The sequence below is a fragment of the Streptomyces sp. NPDC005070 genome (assembly GCF_053600395.1).
This window is the reverse complement of the sequence record NZ_JBSFZS010000037.1, coordinates 44,814-66,260: the sequence shown is the minus strand read 5'-3', so window position 1 is coordinate 66,260 and position 21,447 is coordinate 44,814. Positions and strand designations below refer to the sequence as shown.

Below are 21,447 nucleotides of genomic sequence, written 5' to 3'. Positions count from 1 at the left end.
GCGAACAAGGAAGCGGACAAGTACAAGGACGATCCGACCGGGGCGAAGGACACCGAGAAGCCGGACGAGGCGACGGTGCGGGCGGCGACGCGGGACGCGCAGCATGCCAAGTCGGCGCAGACCAGCGCTCAGTCGGATGTGACGGACGCGAACGGTGCGCTGGACGCGGCGAAGAAGATGGCGGCGGATGCCCGCAAGATGCGGGAGGAGGCGGCGCGGGACGCGAAGTCGAAGATCGACGAGGCGTCGGACGCCGGTATCCATAACCGGAAGTGGTGGGAGGAGGTCGGGGACTGGTTCTCCGACAACTGGGACACCATCGTCACGGTGTGCAAGGTCGTCGTGGCCGTGGTGGGCATCATCGCGATGATCATCGGAGGGCCGATCCTCGGCGCGATCGTGCTGATCGCCGCGCTCGTCGTCCTCGCCGACACGCTGTACAAGTACTCCAAGGGCCAGGCGTCCCTCTGGGATGTGGCCTTCGCCGCGCTGGACTGCATACCGGGCGGCAAGGGTCTCACCAGCCTCGGCAAGCTCGCCAAGGGGCTCAAGGGTCTGAAAGGCCTCGGCAAGACCGGGCTCAAGGGCATGGCGTTGGGGGCCAAGGGGTTCGGCAAGAGCGCACGCTCTCTGGGGCGCCCGATGAAGAAGCTCTTCACCTGCGGCGATCCCATCGACATGGCGACGGGCCAGATGGTGATGTCCGAGACGGACGTGGCCCTGGACGGCGTACTGCCCCTGGTGCTGGAGCGCCACCACCGCACCGGTCTGACCGGCGGCCGTCACTTCGGGCGGGCCTGGACCTCCACGCTCGACCAGCGACTGGTCCTCGACGCCACGGGCGTGCGGTTCTTCGCCGCCGACGGCGTGATCCTCACCTACCCCGTGCCGGAACCGGACGTGCCCGTCCTGCCCGTGGAGGGCCCGCACTGGCCGCTGAGCTGGGACGGCGGCCCCGGAGGAACCCTCGTGGTGAGCCAGCCGGAGACGGGACGCACGCTGAGTTTCCGGCCCCGGCAGGGCCGGCCGCCGCGGGAACTGCCCCTCGCCGTGATCGGTGACCGGAACGACAACACGATCACCGTCGAGTACGCCGCCGACGGCAGCCCGGCCGAGATCGCCCACCAGGGCGGTTACCGCATCGGTGTGACCTGCGAGTCGGGGCGGGTCGTGAACCTGACCCTGCTCAGCGACCCCGCGCGGCCGACCCTGATGACCTACGGCTACGACACGCACGGTCGTCTCACCGAGGTCCGCGACTCCTCGGACCGGCCTCTGAGACTGGCCTACGACGACCGCGGCCGTCTCACCGGCTGGGAGGACGGCAACGGAGCCTGGTACCGGTACACGTACGACGAGGGAGGCCGCTGTGTCGCCGTCCACGGTGTGCACGGAATCCTCGACTACACCTTCGACTACGACGACGAGAGGCATCTGACCCGCGCCGTCAGCTCCCTCGGGCACACGACCGCCTATCAGTTCAACGACGCCTACCAACTGATCGCCGAGACCGACGCGCTGGGTCACACCGTGTTCCACGAATGGAACCGGCGAGATCAACCGACGTCACGCACCGACCAGTTGGGGCAGGTCACGCGTATGGAGTGGGACGACTTCGGCCGGCTCGCCGAAGTCCGGCTGCCCGACGGGTCGGCGTCCGCGGCCCGACACAACGCGCTGGGCCTGACCGTCGAGCTCACGGGATACGACGGCACGGTCGTACGACAGGCGTGGGACGAGCGGGGCAACTGCACGTCGCTCACCGACACCGACGGGACGACCACGGAGTTCACCCGGGACCGCACCGGCGCCGTCACCTCCGTGACCGATCCGCTCGGGGCCGTCCAGCGGTTCGTCAACAACCCCGCAGGACAGATCGTTTCCGCGACCGACGCGCTGGGGGCGGAGACCCGGTTCGGGTACGACGCCTTCGGGCGGGTCACCGCCGTTGTCGACCCCGTCGGGGAGGTGACCCGCCAGGAATGGACCGTGGAGGGACACCTCGCCGCCCGGACGGGCCCGGACGGGTCGACCGAGGCATGGACGTACGACGGCGAGGGGAACCGGCTCACGCACACCGACGCGCTGGGCCGGGTCACCCGGTTCGAGTACGGCGCCTTCGATCTGCTGACCGCGCGCACGACACCGGACGGCGCGCGGTACGCCTTCCGCCACGACAGCGAGCTGCGCCTCTGCCAGGTCACCGATCCGCGGGGGCTGACCTGGGACTACACCTACGACGCGGTGGGCAGCCCGACGTCCGAGACCGACTTCGACGGGCGGACCGTCCGCTACGCCTACGACGCCGCGCGCCGGCTCACCGGCCGGACGAACCCGCTGGGGCAGAGCACCACCTTCGCCTACGACGCGGTGGGCAACCAGGTCGAGAAGACCGTGGACGGCCGGACCACGGTGTTCACGCACACGCCCGGCGGCCGTCTGCTGCGGGCCGCGGGCTCCGACGCCACCCTGACGCTCCGCTACGACGAGGCCGGGCGCATCGCCGGAGAGGCGGTGGACGGACGGGAGCTCGCCACGTCGTACGACGCCGCGGGGCGGCCGGTCCGCCGCGTCACACCGGCCGGTGCCACGACGACGTACACCTACGACGCCGCGGGGAACCGGACGGCGCTCAGCGCCATGGGACACGTCCTGACCTCCTCGTACGACGCCGCGGGCCGCGAGACGGTCCGGGCGTTCGGGCAGGGCCTCACCCTCGGTTTCGCGTGGGACACCGGGGACCGCCTCGGCTCCCAGACGCTGGAGGACACCCGCTCCTCCCGCCCGCCGGCCCGCCGGACGTACACCTACCGCGCGGACGGGAACCTGACCGGGGTCGACGACCCGGCCGCGGGCCGGCGCACCTTCGACCTCGATGTCCTGGGCCAGGTGACCGCGGTGCGCGCCGCCGACTGGACCGAGTCGTACGCCTACGACGGGACGGGCAATGTGACCAGCGCGGACTGGCCCGCGTACCGCGATCAGCCCGAGGCGCGGGGCGCGCGTGCCTACGCGGGCAACCGCCTCGTCGGTGCCGGTTCCGTCCACTACGAGTACGACGACGCCGGCCGCGTGATCCTGCGCCGCCGCACCAGGCTGTCGCGCAAGCCGGACATCTGGCGCTACTCCTGGGACGCGGAGGACCGGCTCGTCGGCGTCGCCACGCCGGACGGCACGCGCTGGCGCTATCTCCACGACGCGCTCGGCCGCCGGGTGGCCAAGCGGCGGCTCGCGGCGGACGGGGTCACGGTCGCCGAGGAGACGCGCTTCGTGTGGGACGGCCCGCATCTCGTCGAGCAGACCAGCAGGGTGCACGGCACGGACGGGGGAGCCGACCACGAGACGACGCTCACCTGGGAGCGCGACGACACCCGCCCCTTGACCCAGACGGAGCGCACCACCTTGGCGGGAGCGCCCCAGGACGTCGTCGACGAACGGTTCTTCGCCATCGTCACGGACCTGGTCGGCACCCCGACCGAACTCGTCGACGAGACCGGTGTGATCGTCTGGCGCGGCGACACCACACTGTGGGGGCTGGGCACCTTCCCCGACCCGGGGTCACGCACGGCGCCGGGCTCGGGCGCGTCCACCCCGCTACGCTTTCCCGGCCAGTACCACGACGCCGAGACGGGGCTGCACCACAACTGCTTCCGGTACTACGACCCGGCGTCGGCCGCCTACCTCAGCCCCGATCCGCTGGGCATGGACGCCGGGCCCAACCCACGCCGCTACGTCGTCAACCCGCTGCTGTGGTCCGACTATCTCGGCCTGAAGCAGTGCTCCAAGATTCTCGGCGAGAACATGGCGAAGGAGGGCCGCGCGGTGGGACCCGGCCAGGCGGCCGCCCACATCGTCCCCTCCGGGTTCTCGCGCGGCGGCGGACCCCGGATGCGGGGACTCCTGGCCAAGTACAAGGTCGACATCAACGACGCGGCGAACGGCATCCCGCTGGGGCATCCGAGGCCGCACAACTTCACGCACAGCAACCGGTTCCTCGGCCGCCTCGACGCCCACCTGCACAACGTCGTCGCGGACCGCGTCGCCCGGGGCTTCGGGGACCGCGCCATCCGCACGACGCTCCGGCGGGAACTGCGCAGCATCGGCCGGCAGATCGAGTCCGAGCTGTCCGGCGTCACCACCGCGGTGCCGAGCACCGCCTACTGGACGGCGTGATGATGTCCTTCATGAACTCCGAACCCCTGGCCGTGTACCGGCTCATGCCGAGCGCCCGGAATCTGCGCACCCTGCGTCTGGACGACTCGCTCATCGATCTCAAGCGCTGGCAGTTCCAGGGCGACCGGGCGCCGCGGCCCACCGTGTTCGCGGCGGAGTGGACGGGTGATCCGAAGGCCCGGGAGGCCGAGTTCGCGTCCGACTATCCCGGCGCTCCGATCCTCGCGGGCGGGCTCGCGGACCGGCTGCGGGAGGATCTGGAGAAGTCGGGCAGCCTGCTGCCGGTCCGCGTCGAAGGGGCGCCCGCGGACGCCTACCTGCTCCACCTCGTGGACCAGGTCGTCGACTGTGTGGACACCCGCGCCTCGTCGCAGCCGAAGAAGGCGACCGGCGAGATGCAGAAGACCGTCTTCCGCCCGGACGCCCTCCCGCTGGCCCTGCCCTCCTTCCGCGTGCCGCAGTTCCCCGTCGGCGTGCAGTGGAACGCCTGGGCCGTCGACCGTCTGACCGAGCTCCTCGGGGACGACCTGGAGGCCCGCCTGGTCTGGTCGGAGGACCCGGATGTCAGGCCGCATCCCAGTCCCTGGGGGTTCTGAGCCCGGTTCCCCACCCGCCGCGTCCGTGAGCACCTCGTGCAGGCCTCGTGCACGGCCCGTGACGGAAGTCCCGGCCGGTGGTGGTGATTCGCTGGCGCACAGATGACGGACAGGTCGGGCGCCGCGCTCAACACGGAACCGAACCAGCGTCGTTGCGCGTCGATAACGTCGAGTCGGGTGCGCTTCAGGGGTCTTGACGCGCCTTGAGGGGCTTATGTGCGACTGATACGGTGCCATGGCTTGACACTCGCCCCGGCGCCGGAAGTTCGACCAGGTCGCACGGTCCGTCCCGTAAAGGGGATCGGGGGTGAAGTGTCCTACTTGGCTCGTGAATTGACAGACATTTTCTTGGGTGTACGGGGAGCGGTCGCGTGAGGATCCAAGAGCGTACGGGGGCGGGCGGCAACCGTTCCGCCACGTCGGCCCAGCCGGCGATGGGCGAGCGGCTTCCCGCCCCGCCTCGCGAGCGCAAACCGGCGCTGGCCGCTCTCGCGGTGCTCCTCGTCCTCGTCGGCGCGCTCGGCGCCACCATGCTGGTGCTGCGCGCCGGTGACCGTGTCGAGGTCGTGAAGGTGACGAGCGACATCCAGGCGGGTGAGTCCGTGGGCGATCACGTGATCTCCGTCCTGGTCGCGGACGACACCTCCATCCACTACGTCAAGTGGAACCAGCTCGCCGAGCTCAAGAAGCTCAAGGCCAAGTCCCCGATCTACAAGGGGACCGTGGTCATCGGCGACATGTTCGCCGAGGGTGCCGAGGTTCCCACCGGCAAGGCCTCCGTGGGTGTCTCCCTCAAGGAGGGCCAGTACCCCGCGGGCATCAAGTCCGGTGACACGGTTGCCGTCTACCGCGTCGGCGACACCGGAACCAGCGGCAGCCGCTCGTCGGGTTCGTCCAACTCCTCCGGTGCCGGCTCGTCGAGCGCGGACGCCGCGCCCATCGTCGAGCAGGCGAAGGTCATTTCGGTCAAGAGCGACACGGACAGCACGATCAGCAGCACCAATCTGCCCGTCACCCTGATGGTGGACAACGGTCAGGCGGCCTCCGTCACCGCCGCGGCCTCGGCGGGTCAGGTCGCCCTCGTCATCGTCCCCGGCAACTAGAGGCGAGTGAGTAGACAGACATGGCGCTCATCGCCCTCGCCGCAGACAAGGGTTCCCCGGGAGTCACCACCGCAGCGGTCGCGCTCGCGGCGGTCTGGCCCCGCAGGGTCCTGCTCGCCGAGACCGACCCGGCCGGCGGCGACCTCGTTTACCGGAGCGCGGCGGCCCACGGCGGCCCGCTGAACCCGAACACCGGCATGCTGTCGATCGCGGCGACCGCCCGGCGCGGTCTCGTGCCCGACCAGCTCTGGGACCACGTACAGCCGCTGAGCGGCGGACTCGACGTCCTCGTCGGACTCGGGATCGCCGAGCAGGCCGCCGGTCTCGCCGGACTCTGGCCCACCCTGGGCCGGGCGTTCGCACAGCTCGCCGACTCCCCGAACGCGCCCGCCGACGTCATCGCCGACTGCGGCCGGATCAGCGGGGACACCCCGGCGGCCGAACTGTTCCCGCACGCCGCCCTGGTGCTCCTGCTCTCCCGGACCGAGCCCGAGGCCATCGCCCGCGTCCGCGACCGGGCCGCCGCCCTCTCCGCGAAGCTGCACGGCGGACCGCGCGGCGCCGGCGGACTCGCCACCCCGTTCATCGGCGTCGTCCTCGTCGCCGACCCGGGTGACTCGGCCAAGCTCGTCCACCAGGTCAACGACATGCTCGTGGCGGCCCAGACCGGAGCCAGTGTCGTCGGCACCATCGCCGACGACCCCGCGGGCGCGGCCCAGTTGGCCGGACGCCGCCGCGGACGCCTCGACAAGTCGCTGCTCATCCGCTCGGCCCGCAAGGTGACCGCGGATCTGTATCAGCAGTACGGCGCCGCCTGGTCCGTACCCGCCGACGGACCGAACGCCGGTCACGGCCAGCCCGCCGCCGGAGCCGGCCGATGACCGCCGTCGACCACCAGCTCGTCAAGCGGTTCCGGCAGGACGCCGGCGACCGCATCTCCGAACAGCGCCGCGAGGACCAGGTCCGCGGCGTCACCCCGATGTCCAGCGAGGACGAACGGCACTACGCCCGCGCCGTCATCGCCCAGATCCTCGAGGACCATGCCCGTACCGAGATCAACCTCGGCCGGACCCCGCTCGACGCGGAGACCGAGGAGCAGTACGCGGCCGCCGTCCACGCCGCGCTCTTCGGCGTGGGCCGTCTCCAGCCGCTCCTCGACGACCCGGAAGTCGAGAACATCGACATCAACGGGTGCGACGAGGTCTTCATCGGCTACGCCGACGGCCGGGAGACCAAGGGGGACCCCGTCGCCGAGACCGACGAGGAGCTCATCGAGCTGATCCAGGTCCTCGGCGCCTACTCGGGTCTGTCGTCCCGTCCCTTCGACTCCGCGAACCCGCAGCTCGACCTGCGGCTGCCGGACGGTTCCCGGCTCTCCGCCGTCATGGACGTGACCCGCAGGCCCGCCCTGTCGATCCGCCGTGCGCGCCTGGGCAAGGTCTTCATGTCCGACCTCGTGGGCAACGGCACCCTGACCCCCGAGGTCGCGCACTTCCTCGCCTGCGCCGTCCGGGCCCGCCAGAACATCATGATCGCGGGCGCCACCAACGCCGGCAAGACGACACTGCTGCGCGCACTCGCCAACGAGATCCCGCCGCACGAGCGGCTCATCACCGTCGAGCGAGCGCTGGAACTCGGCCTCGACACGTTCGCCGAACTGCACCCGAACGTCGTGGCGTTCGAGGAGCGGCTGCCCAACTCTGAGGGCCAGGGCTCCATCACCATGGCCGAACTGGTGCGCCGGTCACTGCGCATGAACCCCTCGCGGGTCATCGTCGGCGAGGTCCTCGGCGACGAGATCGTGACGATGCTCAACGCGATGTCGCAGGGCAACGACGGCTCGCTCTCCACGATCCACGCGAACAGCTCCAGCGAGGTGTTCAACCGCATCTCCACGTACGCGCTCCAGGCGTCCGAGCGACTGCCCATCGAGGCCAGTCAGATGCTCATCGCGGGCGCGGTGAACTTCGTGGTCTTCATCCAGCGGCGCAACGACTACGAGTCCGGCGGCCGCCTCCAGCGCATGGTGACCTCCGTACGCGAGGTCAACGGCGTCGACGGACGGGTGCTGTCCAGCGAGGTGTTCGCCGAGGCCCCGGACGGCCGGATCGTCCCGCACGCGCCCATCGCCTGCCTCGACGAACTCGTCGCGCAGGGCTACCGGCTGCCCGGCAGCGGGAATTGGTGACGACGATGACCCAGGACATGACGACGGCGATGGCCCCGGCCGTGCCGCACCTCGACACAGCACTGCCGCACCTCGACCAGGCCGTGACGCATCTGACCACGGACGCGCCGCACCTGAGCGTGGCCGTGTCCACGGCCGGGGCGCCGGGCGGGACCTCCGGCACGACATCGCTCGCGGCCCTCGACTCGCTCGGCTCCATGGGCGGACTGTTCTCCCTGCCCGTCCTGTACGCCCTCGGGTGCGGGATCGCCGTCGGCGGCGGCCTCGCGCTGTTCACCGTCGCCGTACGCGGACTGCCCGCCAAGCCCGAACACGAGAAGCAGAAGGCGAGCGAGCGCGCGGCCGAGCTGATCCGGTTCGCCGGGCAGCGCGGTTCGATCGCCGCCATCGCCGGCCTCGTCGTCCTCCTCCTCACCCGCTGGGCCGTCGCCGGTCTCGCGGCCGGCATCCTCGTCTTCTTCTGGGACAAGCTCTTCGGCGGCGCGTCCGAGGAGAAGGCGGCGATGCGCCGTGTGGAGGCGCTGGCGTCCTGGACCGAATCGCTGCGCGACACCATCGCGGGCGCGGTCGGTCTGGAGCAGGCCATCCCGGCCTCGGCGCGCGCCTCCGCCCCCGTACTGCGGCCGCACCTGGACGCGCTGGTGGACCGGCTGCGTTCCCGGACACCGCTCCCCGAGGCCCTGCAGCAGCTGGCCGACGAGATCGACGACGCGTCCGCCGACATCATCGTGGCCGCGCTCATCCTCAACGCCCGGCTGCGTGGCCCGGGTCTGCGGCAGGTGCTGGGCGCACTGGCCAAGTCGGCGCGCGAGGAGGTCGACATGCGGCAGCGCGTGATGGCCCAGCGCGCCTCGACCCGGCGCTCCGTGCAGATCGTCGTCGCGGTGTCCATCGCCTTCGTCCTCGGACTGTCGGTCTTCAACCGTGAGTTCGTCGAGCCGTACGGGACCGCGGTCGGCCAGCTCGTACTCGCCTGCGTCTGCGGGCTGTTCGGCCTCGGCTTCTGGTGGCTGCGCAAGCTGTCCACGATCGAGACGCCGGAGCGGTTCCTGGTGCGGGACGAGTCGTCCGTGCGGTTCGTGCGGCCCCGTACACCGGTTTCCGGGGATGAGGCGGTACGCCGATGAACCTGACCATGCCGATCCTGATCGGCGCCGTCCTGGGCCTGGGCGTCTACGCCGCCGTCCGCGCCCTCATGCCGTCGAGGCGCAGCGCGGTCGCGCAGGTCGCCCGTATCGACGCCATGCGGGCCCGCGGGGCGGCGTACGAGTCCGCGCACCACGGACAGCGGGACAGCGGACGCCTCGGCAGCCTGCGCGCGCAGGTCGGCCGGCGCGTCGCCGAGCTCTACCTCCAGCAGGGCTGGGAACAGCGCTCGCTGCGTGCCGATCTGGCGGTCCTGGACCGGAGTTGGGAGAGGTTCCTCGCGACGAAGGTGCTGCTGGCCGCGGCCGGTGTCTTCTTCGGCCCGTTCCTCTTCGCCATCGTCTGGACCCTCGGCGTCGGGCGCAGTCCGATCATCCCGGTCTGGCTCGCGCTGCTCTTCGCGATCGTCTTCTTCTTCCTGCCCGATCTGGAGGTGCGGCGGGACGCGGTGGACAAGCGGCGCGACCTGCGGCGCGTGATCGGCGCGTATCTCGACCTGGTGTCGATGAGCCTGGCCGGCGGCCGCGGTCTGCCGGAGGCGCTGATGGCCGCCGCCGAGATCTCCGACGGCTGGGCCACGCAGCGCATCCGCAACGCGCTCGCCGACGCCCGGATCACGGGCATCAGCCAGTGGCAGGCGCTCGGCTCGCTCGGTGAGGAGCTCGGCGTCGAGGAGCTGAAGGATCTGTCGGCGTCCCTGGCGCTGGTCGCGGACGACGGGGCCAAGGTGCGGGAGTCGCTCGCCTCGCGTGCCGAGACGATGCGCCACCGCGAGCTCTCCGAGATCGAGGGCAGCGCGGGCGAGAAGTCGCAGTCGATGCTCGTCGCCCAACTGCTGCTGTGCGCGGGCTTCCTGGTCTTCCTGATCTTCCCGGCGGCGATGCGTGTGTTCCAGGTCTGATCGACCGCGGCGCCCGCGGGGCCACCCGTCGGCCAAAACTTTTCTTCGAGAGGACAACTCACCATGAACGGACGGAACTTCAGCACCGGGATCCCGGGGGTGGACTTCCTGATCACCTTCCTCCAGGGCCGGGTGCAGCGTGCCCGCTCCGGCGAGCTCGACCGGGGCGCGTCCGCGGTCGAGTGGGTCATCATCTCGGCCGTCGTCGTCGCCATCGTCGGCGTGGTCGCGGCCATCATCAACGCGGCGCTGAGCGAGGGCGCCAACAAGGTCGGCGACTGCATCAAGGGCGCCGACGCCGGCAAGACCTGCTGAGCGGCGGGGATGCGCGTGCGCGAACACCGAGGGCTACGACGCTGGGTGCGCCGCAGGGTGGAGGCAGCCTCCGCCCGCGGTGACTCCGGCATGACCGCGATCGAGTTCGTGCTGCTCACTCCGGTGCTGTTCTTCATGATCTTCGCGACGGTGCAGTTCGCGCTGTACTTCTTCGCGGACCACGTCGCCCAGGCGGCGGCCCAGGCGGGCGCCCGCAAGGCCCGTGCCACGGCGGACGCGCAGCCCGGCGCGTGGCGCGGCGAGGCGGGTGACGTCGTCGACAGCTACATCAGCCAGCTCGGCCCGAAGCTGGTCCTGTCCCCGGACGTGACGATGCTCCAACCGGAGCCGAACACCGTCGGGGTCGAGATCAGGGCGAGGGTGCCCTCGGTCTTCCCGGGCCTGGACCTGACGGTGCACGCGCAGTCGTCCGGCCCGGTGGAGAGATTCGTGAAGGAGGAGGCGCCGTGACGGGACCGAAGGTCCGGCTCGCCGCCCTCCTGGACCGCGTGTCCGGGCATCGGCGCGACCGGGGACTGTCCACCATCGAGGTGGTCATCCTCGCGCCGGTGATGATCCTCTTCATTCTGGTGCTGGTGGCCTTCGGGCAACTGGTCGACGGCCGCGGCGCGCTGGACGGCGCCGCCCGGGACGCCGCGCGGGCTGGTTCGATCCAGAAGGACCACGCGACCGCGATGGCCGAGGCGAGGAAGGCGGCCGAGGCCGACCTCGGGGACGTGTGCTCGGGACCGGTGAGCGTGACGCAGACCAGCGCGGGCTTCGAGCCGGACACGCTGTTCACCGTCGAGGTGAGCTGCGAGGTGCGGGGCCTGGCGATGATCGGCCTCGATGTGCCCACCACCCTGGAGGCGTCCTTCAGTTCACCGCTCGACCCGTTCCGGAGGACGGCATGAAGCTGAACTCCGCGCTCCGGGAGCGGACCCGCCGGGCGTGCCCGAAGCCGAGTCCCGCCCGGCGGGATCCGAAGCCGAGCCCCGCCCGGTGGGGCCCGAAGCCGCCCACCGCGCTGCGCGGCTGGGCCGCCGCGCGCCGGGAGCGGCTCGACGACCGGGGCTCGGGGGCCGGCGCGGTGATCATCTTCGCGCTGGTCTTCCTCTCCCTCTCGGCGTTCGTCATCGACGGCGGGATGTCCATCTCCAAGCGGGAACGGGCCGCCGACATCGCCGAGCAGGCCGCCCGGTACGCGGCCCAGGACATCGACCTGGACTCCCTCTACGAGAACCAGAACGGCCCGGCGCCCATCAACTTCGAGAACTGCGGCGCCCGAGTGAAGGCGTTCGCCCGGGAGATGGGCATGTCCGGCGCGGACATCGCGGCGACCCGCTGCGTGACCGCGGACGCCGATCAGGTCGAGGTGGAGGTCCAGTTGACCTACTCGCCGGTCTTCACGGGCATGTTCTACGGCGGAGACGTGACCGTCCACGGCCGCGCGGTGGCGGAGAACGAGGTGGGCTGAGGCCCGGCCCTGCCCGGGCCGGGGTCGCGAACTACTTGGCTCCGCCCTTCTTCTCCGTCTTCACTCCCTCGGAGACGTTCTTGGCCAGGTCGTCGTCGAGTTTCTTGAACTCGCGGACCACGGCGTCGGACATCTTCGCCAGGGCGTCGAGGGCCTGGCCGATGTCCTCGCGGCCGTCCTCCCAGCCGGACTCGAAGTCGTCCAGGGCGTCGTAGACGGTGTGGTCGCCCAGGTCGTCCTGGTACGACTCGAAGAGCTTCTTGGTGTGGTTCAGCCGGGTCTTGATGTCCCGCAGCCGCCCGCCGTAGTCCTCCAGCTCGCTCAGCGGGAGCGCGAGGTCGCTCTTGCCGCCACCACTCATGTCGGTTCCCCCTTGTCGAGTCGTGAAGTCCCGGTCAGACGAACAGGAACGTGCCGGTCACCGCGTCGAAGATGTCGTGGAACGCCTCGGCCAGATCCAGCACCGGGCCGGCTCCGGAGACGAGGACGACCTGGTCGGTGGTTCCCGGGACCGGGATGTACGTCTGGGTCAGCACCATACGAAGGGTACGGGTATCGCCCGGCGCGACGGTTGCGTCCTCCACGCCGAACGCGTCGGCCGCCAGACCGATTTGGGGGAGAACGTACGTATGAACGTATCTCGGTGATCGTTGCGAGCGGAACGCCGAACAGGGCGTCGTCGAGGGGTTGTCACGAGCGGGGTGTGCCCACCGCTCCGGTGCGGATGGCCTGGAGCAGGTGGCCGACGGGGGGAGGGGTGGTGGTGAGGACGGTGTCCGGGTCGTCGGACTCGCGGAGATGGAGCACGGCGGGGGTGGAGGCGAGCTCGACGCAGGAGTCGCCGTCACCGGGCCCCGAGTAGGACGACTTCTGCCAGTTGGCGGGGGTGCTCATGGACAACTCTCACAGCTCCTTCGTCAACCTGTGGATGAAGTCGCGGGACCGGTCGGCGTCCAGCGACACCGCCTCGACCGTGTGGAACAGCGTGCGATAGGCGTTGAGCTGGGCTTCGGAGTCGATGAACGCGGCGCCCTGGGGGGCGTCGCGTACGACGGTGTCCAGCCTGGGCACGGGGCCGCCCGCGTAGGTCATGGCACTCGCGGCGCCACCGAACCCCTCCAGGTCGAAGGGGATGACGCGCACGGTGATGTGCTCGGCCTCGGACAGGTCCAGCACGTGGGCGAGTTGGGACCTCGAAGCGGCGCGGTTGCCGACCATGATGCGCAGGGCCGCCTCGTGGACGACGCCGTCGTACCGTTTGGGACCGGGCCCGTCGAGGAGTGCCTTGCGCTGCATCCGGTGCCGTACACGTAACTCGACCTCGTCCGCCGGGAGTTCTGGGACGCGGTAGGAGAACACCGCGCGTGCGTACTCCTCCGTCTGGAGAAGGCCGGGGACGTGGAGGAACTGGACGTCCCGCAGGAAGGCGGCGTAGTGCTCCAGCTCGGCGAGGTCCAGGAACGGCGTGGGCAGCAGACCGCGGTACGGCTCCCACCACCCGCGTGTCCGGTCGGTGGCCATGGCGACCAGGGCCTCCACGAACGTCTCGTCCGTGCAGACGTACTGTGCGGCGAGCCGGCGTAATCGCTTCTCGCTCACGCCCGCGAGGCCGGCCTCGATCTGGCTGATCTGTGCGGGGCTCACTCCGAGCAGTGTGGCCGCTTCACGCGATGCGAGTCCGGCCGCTCCGCGGAGTCGGCGCAATTCCGCCGCCAGACGCATCTGACGGGCCGTCGCGTCACGCCTCAGTGCCATCGGGTTCCCCTCTCGGCGTGCCATGAAGGTGACTCGTTCGGGGGCAGATTACGCGACCGTCCCCGTGGATCTAAGGGGCTGGATCTACCGTCGGTGACGTTATGGCCACTCTGCGCACCCTCGACCTTCGCTGGAGAAGTCACTCCCTATACAGGGTGCGGGTCTCCCGGAGGCAAGGCCGGGTCGGGAGAGCCGGCCGTTCCGGCCGCCGGGGATCGTCCCGCTCGTCGAGGCTCGGTTCGCCCCGTGACCGATGCGCCGAACACTCTTCCCGGGCCGTGACCGATGCGCCGAACACCCTCCCCGGGCCCTGTCCGGGCTGCGCGGCCCGCCGGCGGGAGGCCGTCTTGCGGATGTTGTGAAGGGTATGAGGGGGTCAACGGTGCTGACGGAAGTCAGGGTGAAGCGGCAACTCGGTTGTCCTGGGCGGTTGGTGATGAAACGGGCGGTCTGCCGTCCATGCCGTCCGACCGGCCTTCGACACCCTCCTTAGACTCTCAGTAGGCTCGGTTCACCCCCGAACTCACGCCCTCCCCCAACGACCCCAGGACACCCGCCATGGCGCGACGCACCACCTCCCGTTCGACGGGCGGCTCGCCGGGTCCGAGGAATCGGACGCCGCAGCCCCTGCCCAGGCGTCGTCGGACGTTCGGGGACTTCGTGAAGGCGTTCGGGGCGTTCGTCGCCCTGCTGGTGCTGCTCGTCGGTGTGCCCGGCGCGCTGGTGGTCGCCGTGGGCTGGCCGCTGCCGCACGGGACGCCGTCGCTGGACTGGCTCCAGCAGGAGATCACCGTCGGCACGTTCATCCACGTGCTGACGGTCATCGTGTGGCTGGCGTGGGCGCAGTTCACCGCGTGCGTCCTCGTCGAGATGAAGGCCGCGCTGTCGGGCGTCGGGCTGCCCAACCGCGTACCGGGCGCCGGGGCGAGCCAGTTGCTGGCCCGTCAGCTCGTCGCGGCACTCCTGCTCGTCGGCGCCGCCGCCGCGAGCTTCACCCCCGGCCTCTCCCAGCTCGGCCAGAGCCTGGAAGGCAACCGGCACGGCTCCGTCGCCGCCGCTCAGCAGACCCCGGGCACGCTGTTCGGGCAGCAGCGGGAGCAGGCCGCCGCGGGAGCCGCCGCCGTCGCCGAACAGGCCGCCGACGCCGCGGCCCAGGCCGCCTCCCAGCAGGACGGCGGCTCCTCCACCCGGCACGGCGACACGAAGTACTACCGGATCCAGCCCCCCGAGGGCCGTCACCACGACTCCCTCTGGGAGATCGCCCAGCGCCACCTCGGCGACGGGCGCCGGTACAAGGAGATCTACGAGCTCAACAAGGACCGTACGCAGCCCGACGGGTCCAAGCTGTCCGAGGCCAGCCTCATCCGGCCCGGCTGGATCATGGAGATGCCCGGCGACGCCCACGGCGGCGAGCTCGTCGAGATGCCCGAGGCCAAGCCCGGGATCCCGGAACAGGTCCAGCAGCAGATCCACGACTACGCGAAGACCGGCGACCACCAGCAGGCCGGCGGACAGCGGGCCGGCGGCGTCGGCCGGCAGGGCGAGCAGGGCGACCGGGACACCGCGCACTTCCGCGTTCCCCAGCAGCGGGCCGGCGGCGACCAGGGCCAGGAGAGCGACCGCGCCTCCTCCGGCGAAGCCGCCCCGGACGCGCGCGACGGACAGAGCACGCCGTCGGCCTCCGAGGAGAGCGGGTCCTCCTTCGGGCTGCCCGAGGCCCTCGTCGGCGCGCCCCTCCTCGCCGCGGGCCTCCTCGGAGCCCTCGGCCGGCGCCGCCGCCAGGCCTTGTGGCAGTCGGCCCTCGGCGCGGTCGGCGGACGCCGGGGCATGGAGCCGCCGGTTCCCACCGGAGCCGCTGCGGACGCCCAGGACGCGCTGCTCGTCGGCGCCGACCCCGAGGGCGTACGCCTCCTCGACCTGTCGCTGCGCGGCCTCGCGGCCGCCCTCGCCGCCGAATCGCGCCCGCTGCCGACCGTCTACGCGGCCTGGCTCGGCGGCGACGGCGATCTGCACCTCCAGCTCGCCCAGCCGGCCGGAAAGCCGCCCACGCCGTGGCAGGTCGGCCAGGACCAGACGTTCTGGATGCTGGCAAGGGCGGACGCCGAGCGGTACGAGGAAGTCGACACCGCCGCCCCCTACCCGGGCCTCGTCAGCCTCGGCACCATGGACGACTCGCGGCTGCTGCTCAACCTGGAGGCCGTGCCCGGCATCGTCTCCCTGAGCGGCAGCGCGGCCGACCGCGCCGGAGTCTTCGCCTCCGTCGCCGCCGAACTGGCCACCAACGGCTGGTCGGACCGCATGACGATCACCCTCGTCGGCTTCGGCGAGGACCTGACGCCGCTCGCACCCAACCGGCTGCGCCACCTCGACGACATCGAGGCGCTCGTCGAGACCATGGAGGCCGAGACACGGCAGCGGCGCGGCGCGCTGGGCGCCGCCGGACACGACTCCGTGCTCACCGGCCGCACCGGGCCCGCCCAGCACACCCGTTGGGCCCCGCACCTCGTCCTCCTCGCCGCCGAACCGTCCCCCGTCGACGCCCTCAAGCTCGCCGAACTGGCGGCAGATGCCGGGCGGTTGGGCATCGGCTACCTCGTCGGCACCGAGAGCGGTGAACTGCCGGGCGCCGCCTGGGAGATGGAGGTCACCCGCGAGGGCAAGCTGCTCGCACCGCTCCTCGGCCTCGAACTCGACGCGCAGATGCTGCCGGTCGCCCAGCAGCGGGCGGTCGTGGAACTCTTCGTCGAGGCGGACCCGGAGGGCGGGCCCGACGGTCCGACCGACTCCCCGCCGTTCCTCGTCGACATCAGCGAGCAGGGGCGGCCCGCCGTCTACGCGCGGCTCGTGGGCCCGTACGAGATCATCGGTCTGGAGACGCCCGAGGGCGAACGCAGTCCGCTGCTGCACGAGGCGCTGGCGCTGCTCCTGCTGCACCGCGAAGGGGTGCACCCACGCGTGCTCTCCTCCGCGCTGTGGCCGCGCGGAGTCACCGACGACGTGCGGGACGCGCTCGTCGAGCGGCTGCGCGGCTGGCTCGGCGACGACCCCGACGGCACCCCCCGCCTCGGCTCCGACGCGACCGGGCGGCTCACGCTCGCCAAGTCCGTCGTCTCCGACCTGGACGTGCTGCGCTCCCTCTACCACGAGGCGACGCAGGGCAAGGGCGTCGACAGCCGGGTGGTGCGCGGTCGGCTGCTCACCGACGCGCTCGTCCTCGTCCGCGGCCCGCTGCTCGCCGACCGTCCCGAGGGGCGTTACGGCTGGCTCACCCACGAGATCATCGACGCCCAACTGCCGCTGCTGGTGGCGGACATCGGCCTCGCGCTCTCCGCGTTCCATCTGGAGAAGGGCCGGGCGGAGAAGGCGATCGAGGCGCTGAACGCGTCGATGAACTCGGCGCCGGCGGACGAGCGGCTGTGGAACGAGCTGCTGCGCGCGACGCACGCGACGGGGGACGAGGACAAGGTGAAGCGGCTCGCCGCCGACCTGGTGTCCCGCAGCGGGGCGCGTGGGCTGCCGCCCCGGACGGAAGCGCTGCTCGACGAACTCCTCCCGACCTGGCGCGGCGGCACGGCAGCGGTGAGCTGACCGCTCGGGCCCCGGCCCGGCGCCCGCCCGGCACACCGGCTGCTTTCGACCGGGCGGCGCGACGCACCACCCGGCCTCGGCCGTCGCTCCGGTCGCCGGCCGGGAGGGGACGTCGGTGGCCGTGGCCGACGGCCGGGCGCTCGTCACCGGTCCCGCCGGTCGGCCCGGCCGGTACACCGGACTCTTGGGGGAACGCGTGGATCTCGATCTCTGGCTCGTCGTCGCCGCCGCGTTCTGGGGCGCGGCGGCGGGGCTTCTGGTGCCCCGGCCCGCGTACCGCCTCGCCGTCGAGCCCGACGAGCCGTGGCGGGACCGCGGTCCGGAAGGGCAGCCGATCACCGGGGCCGCGCGCGGATGGCTGGGGCTCGCCCGTTCCCCGAGCGGAACCCGCTACGGCCCCAGCGCCCTCCTCGTCTCGCCGGTCACCGCTCTCCTCTGCGCCGGACTCGCCCTCGCGACCGGCACACGTCCGGAGCTCGGCGTCTGGCTGCTGCTCACGCCGCTCGGCCTCCTGCTCGCCGTGGTGGACTTCCGGGTGCAGCGGCTGCCGGACGCGCTGACCCTGCCGCTCGCGGCGGGGGCGCTCGTCCTGCTCGGGGTGGCCGCCGTGCTGCCGGAGCACGCGGGGGAGTGGACGACGGCGCTGTTCGGGTCGCTCGCACTCGGCGGCGGGTACTTCGTGCTGTTCCTCATCAACCCGAACGGCATGGGTTTCGGCGATGTGAAACTCGCCCTCGGCCTCGGCGCGGTGCTCGGCTGGTACGGGTGGAGCGTGGTCGTCCTCGGCACCTTCGCCGGGTTCCTGTTCGGCGCGCTGTACGGGATGGCGCTCGTGATCGCCCGGCGCGCGGGGCGCAAGACGTCGATCCCGTTCGGCCCGTTCCTGATCGCGGGGGCGTACGTGGGGCTGCTGATCGGGGCTTTCGCGGTCTGACGCCGACCCGGGCCGGCGCCGGTCGCGCCGATGGGCCTGACGCCGGTCGGCCGGTGAGCCCGGCGCGGGGCCGCCGGTGGGCCTGGCGTCGGCCGGTGGGGCGGGCTGGCGTAGGGTGGTTGAGTCTGTCCACAACCCTTACGAAAGGGACGCTCCCGGTGACCGAGAAGGCCGACCTTCAGTCCGTGCTGGACCGTGCCGCCGCGGGTGGGCGGATCACCCCGGAAGAGGCGCTCGTCCTCTACCGCGACGCCCCGCTGCACGCGCTCGGCGCCGCCGCCGACGCCGTACGCCGCCGCCGGTACGCGGGTACCGAGCACATCGCGACGTACATCATCGAGCGCAACATCAACTACACGAACGTGTGCGTCACGGCGTGCAAGTTCTGCGCGTTCTACGCGGCCCCGAAGGACACCGCCAAGGGCTGGACGCGCGACCTCGACGACATCCTGCGCCGCTGCGCGGAGACCGTCGAGCTCGGCGGGACGCAGATCATGTTCCAGGGCGGGCACCACCCGGACTACGGCGTCGAGTACTACGAGAAGCACTTCGCCGCGATCAAGGGCGCGTACCCCGAGCTGGTCATCCACTCCCTCGGCGCGTCCGAGGTCGAGCACATGGCCCGGATCTCCAAGGTGAGCGTCGAGGAGGCCATCCAGCGGATCCACGCGGCCGGTCTCGACTCGTTCGCGGGCGCCGGCGCCGAACTGCTCCCCGCCCGCCCGCGCAAGGCGATCGCCCCGCTCAAGGAGAGCGGCGAGCGGTGGCTGGAGATCATGGAGATCGCGCACGGCCTGGGTGTCGAGTCGACGTCCACCATGCTGATGGGCACCGGCGAGACCAACGCCGAGCGCATCGAGCACCTGCGGATGATCCGTGACGTACAAGACCGGACGGGCGGCTTCCGCGCGTTCATCCCGTACACCTACCAGCCCGAGAACAATCACCTGAAGGGCCGCACGCAGGCGACGCTCTTCGAGTACCTGCGGATGATCGCGATCGCGCGTCTCTTCCTCGACAACGTCGCCCACATCCAGGGCTCCTGGCTGACCACCGGCAAGGAGGTCGGCCAGCTCTCCCTGCACTACGGCGCGGACGACCTCGGCTCGATCATGCTGGAGGAGAACGTCGTCTCCTCCGCCGGCGCCAAGCACCGCTCCAACCGCATGGAGATCATCGATCTGATCCGCAAGGCGGACCGTGTCCCCGCCCAGCGGACCACGACGTACGAGCACATCGTCGTCCACGACGACCCGGCGAACGACCCGGTCGACGAGCGCGTCATGTCCCACATCTCCTCGACCGCGATCGAGGGCGGCACGGCGCACCCCGAGCTGAAGCTGCTCGCGTCCAACTGACACGCCCATGCTGACGATTCACGTTGCCGAGCGGACGCCGGAGACAGCCGTCCTGGTCGACGGGGCGGCCGTCGCCGCCGTCGGCCCGTACGAGGACCTGGTCGCCGTGCGCCCGACCGCGAAGGTACGGCGCTGGCCCGGCATCCTGACGCCGGGTCTGCTGAACCCGTACGGCCCGGAGCTCCTGGAAGCCACGTACCACCCGGACCCGCGCGAGGCCGAGGGCTTCGGTACCGAGCCCATCGGCGGGGAGCGGGCCCGGCGGATCTTCCGCGCGGATCCCACACGCCTCGGCGCGAGCGCGCGGCGCGGGATCCAGCGGATGCTGGCCCACGGCACGGTGGCGGTGGCCGGTGAGCTGCGGTCGCGAGCCGTGGTCGACGCGGTGCGGAGGGCCGGCCTCGCGGTGGGGCGGCGGCCGGACCGGCTCCCCGGTCCGGCGGCGCTGTCCCCGGCCCCGCTGATCCTGCTGCCCGGGCTGGTGCCGGGCGGTCCGGCCCGGTTCGCCGTGTTCGACGTCGCGGACCGCGCCGAACTGGTCCGACAGGGCGCGGGAACCTGCGTGGCGACCGTGATCGGCGGCCGACTGGTGTACCGCGCCCGCTGATCCCGGCACGTGACGCCGACTCAGCCCGCGAGTGCCTTCGCGAACGCCCCCGCGTCCTGCTTCACGCCGCTGCAGTCGGTCGCCGCGTCGTCCGCCGTGGCGCTGCCCTTCTCACACTGTCTGTCGCGGAACGTCGACCACATCGACACCCAGGCCACCCCCTTCTTCTCGGCGAACTCCCGTACCTGCGAGGCGTCCGCGAGCCCGAACGTCTCGTTGTCCACGTCGTTGACGCCGATCATCGAGGTGAGCGCCAGCCCCTGCCAGGCGTCGGCGCTCGACAGTCCGAACACCTTCCTCAACTGGGTGTGGGCCGCTTCGGCGGACGTGATCGCGTAGTCGCCCATGTCGCCGGCGTACGAACTGCCGTAGTTCATGGTCATGATGTTGACCGTGGAGACGTCCACGGAGTGGTCGTTGGCGGACTCCAGCAGGGCCAAGCCGTCGGCGTCGAGCCCGGACGGCATCACGGGCAGGGTGAACGACACCGTCAGTCCGGGACGCTTCTTCTGGAGCAGCGCGATGGCCTCGGAGCGCAGCGCGACCGAGTCGGAGTCGCTCAACTGGGCGCCCTCGACGTCGAAGTCGGCCTGCGTGGACCCGGCCGCGTCCAGGGCCGCGCCATAGGCCGCGGCGAGGTCGCTCGCGCTGTCGCACGTCGACGCCAGCTCCTTGCCGGAGGCACCCCCGAACGACACCCGCACCCGTGCCCCGGACTTCTCGAGCGCCGAGATCCGGGACTTCACCGCCGTGTCGCCGATGGCGTACATCCCGTCCCACTTCGGTGTGCAGCCGCTGCCGTCCGAGATCACGAAGGCCAGGTTGTACGTGGTCGGCGACCCCGCCGAGTCGGTGTCCGCGGCGGTCGTGGCGCTCACGTACGGCGCGTACGAGGTGGCCGACGACTTCGCCGCACCGGCCCCCGCCTCCGGCGACGCCGCCGCGGCCGTCGTCCGGCCGGCCCGCGTGGACGACCGGTCCGAGGCGTCACCGCCGCCCGAGGAGCACCCCGCACAGGCCAGGGCCACCAGACAGACGACCCCCACGGCCGGCCTCAGGAAACTCCGCATTCCGCACGCACCCACTCTCGTGATCTTTCATGATCTCGTGTGATGTCTGTCTCGGATCGAAAACAAACAGCCGTTCCCCGACTGGAAATGTGTCACATCCGGAACGGAATGCCGAATGGAGATCGTGAGGGGAAATCGCAGGCAGAGGTGCGCACAAAAGGGGTGATTCGGGCTTTAGGTGGGTGCATATCTCCCGTATCCATCGGGTCCGGGTCGCGCGGGCATTTCTCGATTCT

At 71.4% G+C, this 21,447-nt stretch carries 20 protein-coding genes; 15 read left to right on the top strand and 5 right to left on the bottom strand.

Translation table 11 applies throughout. The features are described from left to right. The 11 genes from ACWEBX_RS15225 to ACWEBX_RS15175 form a co-directional block, all read left to right on the top strand. Positions 1 to 4,173: DUF6531 domain-containing protein (locus tag ACWEBX_RS15225; RefSeq protein WP_451885311.1), on the top strand; the 4,173-nt coding region annotated here is incomplete at its 5' end. A gap of 11 nt (positions 4,174 to 4,184) precedes the next feature. Then, positions 4,185 to 4,769, top strand: a complete 585-nt coding sequence (locus ACWEBX_RS15220) for a hypothetical protein (RefSeq protein WP_451885310.1) — start codon at positions 4,185 to 4,187, stop codon at positions 4,767 to 4,769. Between the two features lie 371 nt (positions 4,770 to 5,140). After that, positions 5,141 to 5,872 carry a hypothetical protein gene (locus tag ACWEBX_RS15215; protein ID WP_451885309.1) on the top strand — a complete coding sequence of 244 codons (732 nt, stop codon included), beginning with the start codon at positions 5,141 to 5,143 and terminating at the stop codon, positions 5,870 to 5,872. A 20-nt stretch (positions 5,873 to 5,892) separates the two neighbouring features. Next, complete coding sequence (locus ACWEBX_RS15210) at positions 5,893 to 6,753, top strand: hypothetical protein (protein WP_451885308.1); 861 nt, start codon at positions 5,893 to 5,895, stop codon at positions 6,751 to 6,753. After that, positions 6,750 to 8,060 carry a CpaF family protein gene (locus ACWEBX_RS15205; protein WP_451885307.1) on the top strand — a complete coding sequence of 437 codons (1,311 nt, stop codon included), beginning with the start codon at positions 6,750 to 6,752 and terminating at the stop codon, positions 8,058 to 8,060. Before ACWEBX_RS15210 ends, ACWEBX_RS15205 begins: the two co-directional genes overlap by 4 nt. A gap of 197 nt (positions 8,061 to 8,257) precedes the next feature. Next, complete coding sequence (locus ACWEBX_RS15200) at positions 8,258 to 9,187, top strand: type II secretion system F family protein (protein WP_451885315.1); 930 nt, start codon at positions 8,258 to 8,260, stop codon at positions 9,185 to 9,187. Further along, positions 9,184 to 10,107, top strand: a complete 924-nt coding sequence (locus ACWEBX_RS15195) for a type II secretion system F family protein (protein ID WP_451885306.1) — start codon at positions 9,184 to 9,186, stop codon at positions 10,105 to 10,107. Before ACWEBX_RS15200 ends, ACWEBX_RS15195 begins: the two co-directional genes overlap by 4 nt. Positions 10,108 to 10,170: 63 nt before the next feature. After that, the gene (locus tag ACWEBX_RS15190) at positions 10,171 to 10,422 is read left to right on the top strand and encodes a hypothetical protein (RefSeq protein ID WP_351863077.1); all 252 of its coding nucleotides are present in this window, start codon (positions 10,171 to 10,173) and stop codon (positions 10,420 to 10,422) included. Between the two features lie 90 nt (positions 10,423 to 10,512). Then, positions 10,513 to 10,893 carry a TadE family protein gene (locus ACWEBX_RS15185; RefSeq protein ID WP_451885305.1) on the top strand — a complete coding sequence of 127 codons (381 nt, stop codon included), beginning with the start codon at positions 10,513 to 10,515 and terminating at the stop codon, positions 10,891 to 10,893. Continuing rightward, a complete protein-coding gene (locus tag ACWEBX_RS15180; protein ID WP_451885304.1) occupies positions 10,890 to 11,336 on the top strand; it encodes a TadE/TadG family type IV pilus assembly protein in 447 nt (148 codons plus the stop codon). Before ACWEBX_RS15185 ends, ACWEBX_RS15180 begins: the two co-directional genes overlap by 4 nt. Beyond that, on the top strand, positions 11,333 to 11,899 hold the full coding sequence (locus ACWEBX_RS15175) for a Tad domain-containing protein (RefSeq protein WP_451885303.1): 567 nt from the start codon (positions 11,333 to 11,335) through the stop codon (positions 11,897 to 11,899). Before ACWEBX_RS15180 ends, ACWEBX_RS15175 begins: the two co-directional genes overlap by 4 nt. Before the next feature lie 31 nt (positions 11,900 to 11,930). On the opposite strand, the gene ACWEBX_RS15170 is transcribed toward ACWEBX_RS15175, so the two are convergent. The 4 genes from ACWEBX_RS15170 to ACWEBX_RS15155 form a co-directional block, all read right to left on the bottom strand. Continuing rightward, the gene (locus tag ACWEBX_RS15170; RefSeq protein WP_451885302.1) at positions 11,931 to 12,260 is read right to left on the bottom strand and encodes a hypothetical protein; all 330 of its coding nucleotides are present in this window, start codon (positions 12,258 to 12,260) and stop codon (positions 11,931 to 11,933) included. A gap of 34 nt (positions 12,261 to 12,294) precedes the next feature. After that, positions 12,295 to 12,438 (bottom strand): hypothetical protein, encoded by a 144-nt coding sequence (locus ACWEBX_RS15165; protein ID WP_451885301.1) that lies wholly within the window; start codon positions 12,436 to 12,438, stop codon positions 12,295 to 12,297. A gap of 151 nt (positions 12,439 to 12,589) precedes the next feature. Continuing rightward, a complete protein-coding gene (locus ACWEBX_RS15160) occupies positions 12,590 to 12,793 on the bottom strand; it encodes a DUF397 domain-containing protein (RefSeq protein ID WP_451885314.1) in 204 nt (67 codons plus the stop codon). Positions 12,794 to 12,802: 9 nt separating this feature from the next. After that, on the bottom strand, positions 12,803 to 13,654 hold the full coding sequence (locus tag ACWEBX_RS15155) for a helix-turn-helix domain-containing protein (protein WP_451885300.1): 852 nt from the start codon (positions 13,652 to 13,654) through the stop codon (positions 12,803 to 12,805). A 558-nt stretch (positions 13,655 to 14,212) separates the two neighbouring features. Between ACWEBX_RS15155 and ACWEBX_RS15150 the strand changes: the two genes are divergently transcribed. The 4 genes from ACWEBX_RS15150 (at position 14,213) to ACWEBX_RS15135 (ending at position 20,141) form a co-directional block, all read left to right on the top strand. Continuing rightward, positions 14,213 to 17,242, top strand: coding sequence for a BTAD domain-containing putative transcriptional regulator (locus ACWEBX_RS15150; RefSeq protein ID WP_451885299.1), 3,030 nt, complete (start codon positions 14,213 to 14,215; stop codon positions 17,240 to 17,242). A 196-nt stretch (positions 17,243 to 17,438) separates the two neighbouring features. Beyond that, on the top strand, positions 17,439 to 18,176 hold the full coding sequence (locus tag ACWEBX_RS15145) for a prepilin peptidase (protein WP_451885313.1): 738 nt from the start codon (positions 17,439 to 17,441) through the stop codon (positions 18,174 to 18,176). Between the two features lie 158 nt (positions 18,177 to 18,334). After that, complete coding sequence (mqnC, locus tag ACWEBX_RS15140) at positions 18,335 to 19,534, top strand: cyclic dehypoxanthinyl futalosine synthase (RefSeq protein WP_361677010.1); 1,200 nt, start codon at positions 18,335 to 18,337, stop codon at positions 19,532 to 19,534. 7 nt (positions 19,535 to 19,541) lie between these two features. Next, positions 19,542 to 20,141 (top strand): hypothetical protein, encoded by a 600-nt coding sequence (locus tag ACWEBX_RS15135; protein ID WP_451885298.1) that lies wholly within the window; start codon positions 19,542 to 19,544, stop codon positions 20,139 to 20,141. A 20-nt stretch (positions 20,142 to 20,161) separates the two neighbouring features. Here ACWEBX_RS15135 and ACWEBX_RS15130 read toward each other — a convergent pair whose 3' ends face one another. Continuing rightward, positions 20,162 to 21,211, bottom strand: coding sequence for a chitinase (locus ACWEBX_RS15130; protein ID WP_451885297.1), 1,050 nt, complete (start codon positions 21,209 to 21,211; stop codon positions 20,162 to 20,164). Positions 21,212 to 21,447: the final 236 nt, after the last annotated feature.